Source organism: Candidatus Zixiibacteriota bacterium (assembly GCA_020853795.1).
Classification (GTDB): Bacteria; Zixibacteria; MSB-5A5; order CAIYYT01; family CAIYYT01; genus JADJGC01.
Map to the genome: position 1 here is coordinate 1 of JADYYF010000068.1, position 10,447 is coordinate 10,447.

Sequence of the window (10,447 nt, forward strand, 5' to 3'; positions counted from 1 at the left end):
ATCACCGGTTCCGATCCCGATGGCCTGCCGGTGATCATCTCCTCGACGGCGTTGCCGGCCGGCGCGACTCTGACTGCGTTGACCGGACAGCCCGCCGGCGTCGCGACCTCGCGACTGCTCTATACGCCGGGCTTTGCTGCCGCCGGATCCTATAACGTCTGGTTCCGCGTCCGCGAAGCCACGCCGCCGCTCGCCGATTCCGAGCAGGTGACGATCACCGTCATCGAGGCCGGCCCGCAGTCACCGGTGATCACACCGCTCAATGCCGCCTACCAGGTTAATGTCGACAACGATATCCTGCGACTCTGGTTGCGCGCTACCGATGTCGACTCGCCGCCGCCGACCTTTTCGATGTACGGTTCGCCGATCCTGCCCTGGAACAGCGTGCTGGTCGACTCCGCCAATGGTCGCGGCAGCTTCCGCTTTGACCCGATCGCGAATCAGCAAGATTCAGTCTACACCGTCAACTTCGTTGCGACCTCCAATGACGGTCGAGCCGACACCGCCACCGTGGTCATCACCGTTATCAACGGTATCTGCGGCGACGCTGACGGCAGCCAGATCGTCTCGGTCTCTGACTGCGTCTACCTGATCAACTATATTTTTGCCGGCGGTCCCGCTCCGACGACGCTGCGCGGCGGCGATCCTGACGGAAGTTGCATCACCTCCGTTTCGGATGCGGTCTATCTGATCAACTACATCTTCGGCGGCGGACCCGCGCCAAACTGCATCTGCGGGCAATGACCGAGCCCGTCAGTCAATCTTAGCCCCCATATGGCGGCAGATGTGGACAACATCTGCCGCCTTTTCTTCACTCCGCATTTGGCAATGAGTTTAACTCGAGTCCTGATTGTAAATCGTTGAGTCACTTTGCCTTTTTGCCGGCGCCAGAAGACCAAAAAGCTGTTGACAAGAATCGGTGATCGGCTTATAATATTTTTGTTACGGTATGTGATCGCAAAATGGTCCAGCCGGCGAATCTCGGGATTCGCTCGTATTTTGCGGTACTCATAGGTCTTCACTTGTCCTAAGACTAGACGCTGAATCTGTCGAAGTGATGGTTAGGGTTGTGTGCAAGGCTCGCCTTGTACTTCCACCCGGCGTACCGGTCTTAGGGTACTGGATTTTGTCCGAAACCAATCGGAACTGGTGATGTGAAGCAATGCAACTGCGTCCCAACATTTTCAGTTTTCAATTTCAACATTCTTTCATAATGCCTGTTGATTTGGCGAAAGTAGGGAGGTGATGCGCCCAGCACGACATCCACGCATTTTGCGTTTGATTGACATCGGTTTCTTAATTGCAACGTTCCACTCTGAAAGGAGCAGAAGATGACCAGAAAAATTACGGTCCTTCTCACCCTTGCACTATTCCTGATCGCCCTGGGTGGCGCTTCGGTCTTCGCGGCCAAAGCCGTCAACTCGGCGACGGCGGGGAGCACTCAGTACAAACTGAGAACTGACCTTCCAGCCGCTAAAATCGTCGGTGCCGAAGAAGTTTCTCCGGCCGACTACACGGGTTCGGGCAAACCGGCGACCTCCAATTCCCAGGTCCTCGGCTTCAGCCCCAACGGCACTCGGACCGTCGGCTCAACCTACCTCGACTACCAGCACAACGGCTCGATGGGCCGTCAAATTGTAGTCGGCGGCGGCTGGGTCCACAACGCCTGGATGGTCTATCCGACCGCCAGCACCACCGGTGACCGTTACATTGAATACTTCGGCTACAGTCTGACCAGCGGCTCGTCCGCCGGTGTGCCGTCCGTCGATCCGGCTACCACCGGTTCCGGCTACTGCAACATCGACTACGATCCGCTCGGCTCTGGTGGCGCCGTCGTTGCCTATCACCGCGTTGCCGAAAACGGCACCAAGGCAACCCACGACTTCTCCAACGGCGCCGCAGCCTTTGCCAACCACTTCGTCTTCCCGGCCCCGAATTGCCAGAGCGTCGTCTCCGGTCTCGGCGGCGTGGAAGGCCCTTACATTTGGCCGATCGTTGCCCTGGACATTATCGGTGGTCAGGCTGTGCTCCATGCCGTGAGCACCGAATCGCCGCCGAACACTAGCGACAACGAGCAGTCGATTGTCTACTATCGCTCGAATGCCGGCATCACCGCCTCGGCGACAACCTGCGCCTATTGGATTGACTCCTGCTGGAACATCACTCCGGTGGTCGCGGCCGACCCGAATTCCGACAAGGTTGCTGTCGTCTACTTGCGCCCGAAGGACCATGCTTTCTCCTCCGGCACACAGCAGCATAACAACCAGGTCGTCTACATCGAATCGACCAACGGCGGCACCAGCTGGGGTCCACGGGTCAACGTCTCCAACTATACCGGCGCCACCCTCGAGCGCGCCTATACCGACGTTGATGCTCTCTATACGGCGGACGGTTGCTTGCATATCGCCTGGAATGCTCCGCCGTTTGACTCCGCCGGTGGCGGTGCCTCGTCCAACGACGTCTGCAAGCTGCGCCACTGGGACAACTGCGCCCAGTGTCTGAGCTTGGTGGCGGAAGCCAACAATGTTGATGACAATGCCGACAACGGCGCCTGGAACCTGAATATCGCCAAGATGAACCTGACCGAGTGCACGGTGGGCGCCAACAAGGTGCTCTACCTGACTTACACCCGGTTCCTGGGCACGACCGCCTCTCCCGATCGCTCGGCTGCCAATTTCTCGAACGGCGAAATTTTCGCCCAGGCTTCGAGCACCCTCGGCCAGACCTGGGGTCCCCCGGTCAACCTGACCAACACCCCGTCTAACGGCTGCGCCGCGGGCGCGTGCTTCTCCGAGCACTGGTCCTCGTCCGCCCGTTACGTCACGGACTCGCTGCGGATCCAGTACATCGAAGACAAGGATGCCGGCGGTATCGTGCAGACCGAAGGCGGCTGGACCAACAGCCCGGTCAAGAACCTCTCGGTCGGCTGCTTCCCGATGACCACCTTCGTCAATCTCTCGGCGTCTCCGGCGGAATTCTCTTATCCGTTCCACGTGGCGCCGGCAACGACGAAGGACTCGCTCATCGTGCTGACCAACTCCGGCAACGCGTCCACCAACTGGACCGTCTCCGCGACCGTGCCGTGGATTTCCTTCCCGGGCGGCGCTGCCGGTACCTGCAACGCCGGTTGCACCAATACCTCCAGCTTCACCGCGCGCTTCTCACCCGGTGCTGGCGGTTACCTGACCGGCACGATCAACGTGACCTACACTGACCCCGATAAGGGCGTCAATGCTGTTACCGCGATCCCGGTTGAACTGTACAGCTTTGCCAACTTCTTCCTGCCGCAGGATCTCGACATTCGCACTTCCTGCGCCCGGATGAATGTCAACCAGGCCTCGCAGATTGCGGCCAACGTTGACGGCAAGCGCTTCAGCTACTTCGCGGATCTGCCGAGCACTCAGCAGGGCTACATGTATGACGGCTTCCTGATCCTCGGCAACAGCGCCACCAACCTGACGCACTCCACCTTCCGCGATATCGGCGGCACCGGCATCACCGAACCGTCCGGCAGCAATCCGTTTGGATTCCTGTACGCGGCGACCGCGGCGATGACCGGCGACTCCACCACCTTCGCGAACGAGCGTCGGGCGACCGGTAAGGGCTACAACCGCGACTCAACTCTGCAGTTCGACGTTCGCTGGTTCGCGCCGAAGATTCCCGATTCCTGCAACTTCTTCGTGGGCGTCTTCGACATCTACAAGGGACCCAAGGCCGGCGCGGTCAACAACCTCACGGTGGCTTACTACGCTGACTGGGATGTCCCGTCCGATACCGGCTCTGATAACTACTCCGGCGTTGATGCGGCCAAGTACATGGTCTATCAGCGCGGCGGTTATCCGGGCGGTACGGCCAACAACATCAACCGTTACGGCGCTCTCGGCGGCGCGATTGAAGGCGGCAAGATCGTCGGCGGCTTCGTCGTCGATAACCCGACCTACATCTATCCGTCCGTCGGCTGGGAAAACGACACCCTGTGGAACCGTCTGTCGATTCTGGCTCAGGATCAGTACCAGACCGCCCCGGGCTTCGTGGATCCAGGCGCTGGCACCGGTCCGGCTGAGGACTTAAGCTCCGTGCTCGTCCTCGCGCGCGGCAAGACCGTCGCGACCGCGGCTGACACCGTCACCGTGGCGGTCGTCGTTGCCGGTCAACCGGTCTCCGGCGGCACGCTTGCCGGCCTGAAGGCCACCCTCGATCGCGGCTACAAGTTCATCTGCGTCCGCAATCTGCTGCCGGGCGCGCAAATCTGCGCGACCTGCAAGTGCGGTGACGCCGATAACTCCGGCGCCTGGTCGATCTCCGACGCTGTGTACTTGATTAACTACATCTTCGCGGGCGGTCCGGCTCCGGCTCAGACCTGCTTGGGCGATGCTGACGGGTCGAAGGCGATTTCGATCTCCGACGCGGTGTACTTGATCAACTACATCTTCGCGGGTGGTCCGGCTCCGGCTGGCTGCTAATCGCTTGATTGACTGGTCTCGTCATCGGACGAGACTGCAATAAAGCCGGCCGCAATCGGGTAACACCGAATGCGGCCTTTGATTTTCCTTCCCGCGGAACCCGCGCGCCGCGCTTCCGGTTAAGCAATTGACAAATTGTGACTTCGGCAGTATCTTGTTGGAGCGGGGCAGTCCGACTTTACGAGCTAAGTTGGTCACATCAATTGGCCTTTACATCGAGGTACCGCGCATGACTTCGCCCCGTACTTTTTTGCGTCTGATCCCGTCCATCCTGCTGGTGACAATTGGCATCAGCCTCATCCCGTCGTCGCCGGCAACCGCCGTCGTGGCGCCCGACAACTCCTTCAAAGATGACTGGTATTATGCCCCCGGCGTGCTGGTCGTTGAGTTTCAGGCATCAGTCTCCAAGTCGGCTTTCCGCACTGGCAAGGGTTCGGTTCAGACCGGCTTGGCTGACGTCGATCAGCTCTTCACGTCTCTGGGTGTGAACGGCTTGCAGCGGATGTTCTTCCAGACTCAGAAATCGCTGCAACGCGGCGACCTCGACCTTTCCGGATATTACCGCATCACGTTTCCCGAAGAGGTTTCGCTCGATGCCGCCCTCGAGGCGCTGCAAGCTCTCCCCGCGATTGGCCACGTCGAGAAGGTTGGTGTTCACCCGATCATGGCCATTCCCAACGACCCTTCGTTCAGCAGCCTTTGGGGTCTGAATCAAGCCTCAGATCGCGACATCGATGCACCCGAAGCTTGGGATGTCGAAAGCGGCGACAGCGCGATTCTGGTCGGCGCCATGGATTCCGGCGTACAGTGGAATCACCCCGATCTCGGCGGCTCGCCGCCCGACTACATCAACGGCAATGTTTGGATCAACTGGGAGGAATACTACGGCGCCGAAGGTGTGGATGATGACGGCAATGGCTACGTCGACGACGTCCGGGGCTGGGACTGGGTCGATGTCTCCGACGCGTGGCCCGGTGAAGATGGGCAATTCCCCGACAACGACCCGATCGACTTCAACGGCCACGGCACTCATACCGCCGGCACAATGGCCGCCATCACCAACAACGGCGTGGGTGTCGCCGGCGTCGCCGGCGGCTGGGGCAGCGGCACACCCGGCTGTCGCATCGTCCCGCTGCGCATCGGCTGGTCGCAGGCCAACACCAGCGGCAATGAGACCGGCTACGTGCGGATGGACTTCGCCGCGCAAGCTTTCAATTATGCGACACAAATCGGCGTCACCGCCGTCAACTGCAGCTGGGGCTCCTCCAACTCCGGCGGCATCGCGGCCGCCCTCACCAACGCCACCAACGCCGGCATGATCGTCTGCAATTCCGCCGGCAACAGCAACAACCAGACTCCCGGCTACCTCTCAACGCGCGCCGATGTCATCTCGGTGGCGTCGCTGGCGTCGACCGGCGCCAAGTCCTCCTTCTCGAACTACGGTACCTATGTCGATATCTCCGCCCCCGGCTCCAGCATCACTTCGACCTACTCCAACCACGGCACGCCGACCTACGCCTCGCTGAGCGGCACCTCGATGGCCTCGCCGCACGTCGCCGGAGTCGCGGCGCTGCTGCGCGCTCGCCAACCCGAACTTACCCGTCAGCAGGTGGTCGATCTGATCCTGAATAACGCCGATAATATTGACGCACAAAATCCCTCATATATCGGCCTCCTCGGCAGCGGTCGCGTCAATGCCCGGCTCGCCCTCGATCAGGTCTTCGTCGCCCAGATGTCGGCCAACGAACGCATCGGCCTGCCGCCGCTGCAAGTCTCGTTCTCCGGGTCCATCGGCACGATCATCGACGAGTGGAAATGGTACTTCGGCGACGGCGACAGCGCACTCGGTCAGAATGTCATGCACGAATACAACGCGCTCGGCGCCTATGACGTCACCTTGGTGGCAACCGGTCCGTCCGGGCAGTATGTGACCGCCCACCCCGACTTCGTCATCGTGCATTCCGATACACTCGAGTTCCTCGACTTCGTCGGCCATGCCACACAGCCGCTCTATTGCGATGTCCGCCTGCGCAACTTCGCCCCGATCAGTTCCTTGCGACTGCCGATCAGCTTTGCCGGTAACATGGATCTCGTGCTCGACTCGATCAGTCGCGTCGGCCGGCGCGCCGCTCACTTCGAGGCCGTCACGATTCTGTCCAATCCGCCCGGTACCAATACCGCGACAATTCAACTCACCGCCAATGCCGGGCTCGGCTCACCGCCACTGCCGGCTGGCGAAGGCGTCCTGATGCGACTGTACTTCAGCCAGACCGCTGCGCCGCCGCTGCTCGGGCAGGCAGTCGTCGACACCACGCGCTATTCCAGCTACCAGTTCACCGCCGCAACTCCGGCCGGCGATTACTTCCCGGAGATTATTGCCGGGACCTTCACCGTCAACGGCGGCGTGCGCGGGGATGCCAACGGCGACAGCGCGGTTACCGTCAGTGATGCCGTATTCTTGATCAATTACATCTTTGCCGGCGGACCGCCGCCACCGCTGTACAACGGCGACGCCGACTCCAATGGCGCCGTCAACATTTCCGACGCCGTCTTCTTGATCAATTACATTTTCGGCGGCGGGCCGGCGCCGGGAATTTGAAGCGACTTTGTCCGACAAGGTTTTGACCGCAAAAACCTCCAGATTTTTTGTGGCAAAAAACTGTTTGACTTGATATTTTTAAATGGATATATAGGCAGAACTTAGCGTCCTAAGATTCAGCGGGCGCCCGCGAACCGACCGACTTGACAAGTTTGTGTCAATCTCTGTCTCACCGCCCGCATACGAAATGGAAATTGGATTGTGACCTTCATAGGAGGTAAGATGAACTGGAAGATTAAGGCTCTGATGATCTTGGCCTTGTTGGCCATTGCAGCGCCGACCACGCTCGTGTTTGCGCAGTGTACCACGGACCCGGGCAACCGTGACACCGTATTTGTGATTCAGCAGAATGTGGCGATCGTTGAGGGTGACTCAATCGGCGTGCCGATTCAGGTCTATAACGATGAGGCTTTGGGTGGATTTTCTCTCGGACTTACCTGGAGCGGCAATAACAGCAAGATTGAGTTTTCTTCCGCAAAGATCGATCCGGCCATCGCGGCCCTCGGATTTATCCAGTTGGTCAACACGCAGAACCTGGCGTCGAATATCGTCGGCCTGGGAGTAATCAACTTGGCGGCTGGCCAGATCGCGGCTTCGGCCTCTCCCAAGACGGTATACACTGTCTACTTCAAGATTAAAACAGGCGCAACCACAGATCGCTTCAATATCGATTCAATCTTCTTCCCGCCGGCAGGCCCCTTTGTCCTTGCGAAGAACTCCGGCGGCGATTTGTGTCCGGAATACAAGCACAGCCTCGGTCGTGATATCTTGCTCCCGGTCTACGAGTCCGACAGCCCCGTCCTCCCCGAGTCGTTTGAACTTGGCCAGAACAATCCGAACCCCTTCAACCCGTCAACTTCTATCGATTTTGCCTTGCCGAAGTCGGCAAACGTGAAAGTCGAGATCTTCAATATCCTTGGACAGAAGGTCAAGACCGTCGTTGACGAGTATCTCTCGGCGGGCTACAAGAAGGTCACTTGGGATGGCACCGACAACACTGGCAAGACCGTTGCCTCCGGCGTTTATCTCTATCGCATGACTGCCGACGACTTCACGGCTACCAAGAAGATGATGCTAATGAAGTAGTTAGCTCTGTTTCGAGCTTTCAAGCCCTCTGTGAGCGATCATAGAGGGCTTTTTTTATCGCCTTGCTCATATGAGTTATCCACATCATAAGTCATTGGTGGATTAACATTTAACCTAATATGCATCCGTCGCTATAATTTCATTGACTTGTCCATTTTTATGTGTTAATATGGCGCTCTGTTTTTAAGGGCATGATAGCGGTAACTGGACATAAATTCACGATCGGCAAAGAGGAGTATTCCCCCTATGCCGTTGAGATCCAATACTTTAGGGTCAACAAGCGGTATTGGTCGATCTGCTTCGAACGCATCCGCCGTGCCGGTTTCCGCATCATCTCCACTGTCATCCCTTGGCAGCTACACGAGGATAGTCACCGCGAGTTCGACTTCTCCGGATTCACCGATCAAACCAAAGACCTGATCGTCTTCATCGAACTGGCTCGCGAATTCGGCTTCAAGATCATCCTCAAGCCGGGGCCGATCGCTTTCGCCGAACTGCCAAACGGCGGCCTGCCCCCGTTCCTGAGCAAGTATCCCGAAATCTTTGCGCTTGATTCCAATGGCGCCGTCACGCAGACGAATCTGTCCGACGGCACCCCCGATTTCACCTATCCGTCGCTGCCGCACCCGCGAATGCAGAACTTCGTCAAGCACTACCTGAACGGCCTGACGGAAATCGTCAAGAATTACATCTATCCGCGCGGTCCCCTGTTCCTGGTCGAGCTTGATCCCGGCACCTACTTTGGCGGCGATCCCTATCCGTGGAAGTCTGATTACAATCCGCACATTGTCGGTTCTTTGTATCCGCAGTTTCTGGAGAAACGCTACGGCGACATTCGTACTCTCAATGCCGCCTACGGCGATTCGGCGAATGACTTTACCGCCGTCAAGCCACCCAAGGATTTCATCATCGCCAAGGATATTTCCTTCACCAAGATGATGGATTGGTTCCGCTTCAAGGAGTGGCTGATCAAGGACAATGCCACGCACATGATCGATCTCTACAAGAGCTTCCAGTGCGAACCCTTGTTCTACCAGACCCTGGCATTTCACCGCAACTTCCAGGCGCCGATGACGCCGATCGTCTCGGTCGACGGGGAAGTCTTCCCGACCATCCAGATCACCTGGGATACCTCCTCGACCGGCATGCTGCAGCGGATTCGCTATCTGCGCGCCAACTCTGAGTTCCCGTGGGCATCCTCCATCTCGCTCGGCAATCACACCGCGGACATGGCGACTACCAAGAAGCATTTCCCGATCACGGCCGATGCCTCCAAGTATATCCTGACCTTGTCCCTGGCTGGCGGCATCAAGGGCGTCAATCAGTACAAATTCGTCGAAACTGAAAACTGGTACGACGCGCCGATGGCCAACGACGGCACGATCCAGGAATCTTTCGAAGTCGTCCGCCGCTACATGCATTCGCTCAGCCATATCGACATCGGCACCTTCCAGCAGCCGGTCAGCGTCGCCATCGCGGCGCACCGTCTCAACAACTGGCTCTCGCTCCTGGAGGATCCCGGTCCCTACCACTATGTCCAGACCTTGAACGAATTCACCATGGCCGAAATCGGCCGCGACCTCGACCGTCTCAAACAGGATTTCATCATCCCCGATCTCGACAGCCCCGCCTCCTTCGAGGGCGTCAAGAACCTGATCGTCCCGGTTACCGAAATCATGGATGAGGAGAAACAGGAATTCCTTGTCGAGAAGGCGCGCGAGGGCGCCAACCTGATTCTGGTCGGCCTGCTGCCGCGCTTCAACTCCGAGATGCAAAACTGCCAGGTGCTGGCCAACGCGATCAACTGCAAAACGCAGGCGCTCGGCAAAATCGGCACCGTCGTGACCAGCAAAGACAAGTTCCCATCCTACGTCTTCGGCTCGATCAACTCGACCGCGCGCAAGTCCAAGAAACTCGCGACCTATGCCAAGAAGAACGTCGGAATGGTCATCAATAAATTCAAGGGCACAGTGGTGTTGTTGACCTTCGACTTCTCGTCGCAGGGCAATCACATGAAGATCAACTTCTTCCAGAACCTGCTCAGCGACCTCGGCGTCAAATTCCCGATCCAGACATCGCACCCGAACGTGCGTGTCTTCTTGCACAAGGGCGAGAAGAGCTGCATGCTATACATCCTCAATTCGATGCCGAATCAGATCTTCCGTCGTGCCAAGCCGCAGCCGACCAAGGTCGTCTTGCAGGTCGACCTCAAAGCGTACGGCGTCAAAGGCAACAAGGTCCGCCTCGTCGACATCTTCACCAACGAAGAGATCATCACTACCGCTGACGAGCTGCGCGA

Annotated in this window: 5 protein-coding genes; all 5 read left to right on the top strand. The window is 58.4% G+C overall.

What is annotated here, in order from left to right:
* On the top strand, nucleotides 1-744 hold a 744-nt coding region (locus tag IT585_04965; GenBank protein MCC6962584.1), incomplete at its 5' end, for a hypothetical protein.
* A 587-nt stretch (nucleotides 745-1,331) separates the two neighbouring features.
* Nucleotides 1,332-4,463, top strand: a complete 3,132-nt coding sequence (locus IT585_04970; protein ID MCC6962585.1) for a hypothetical protein — start codon at nucleotides 1,332-1,334, stop codon at nucleotides 4,461-4,463.
* Nucleotides 4,464-4,692: 229 nt separating this feature from the next.
* Nucleotides 4,693-7,062, top strand: coding sequence for a S8 family serine peptidase (locus IT585_04975; GenBank protein MCC6962586.1), 2,370 nt, complete (start codon nucleotides 4,693-4,695; stop codon nucleotides 7,060-7,062).
* Nucleotides 7,063-7,284: 222 nt separating this feature from the next.
* The gene (locus IT585_04980; protein ID MCC6962587.1) at nucleotides 7,285-8,148 is read left to right on the top strand and encodes a T9SS type A sorting domain-containing protein; all 864 of its coding nucleotides are present in this window, start codon (nucleotides 7,285-7,287) and stop codon (nucleotides 8,146-8,148) included.
* 191 nt (nucleotides 8,149-8,339) lie between these two features.
* On the top strand, nucleotides 8,340-10,447 hold a 2,108-nt coding region (locus IT585_04985; protein ID MCC6962588.1), incomplete at its 3' end, for a beta-galactosidase.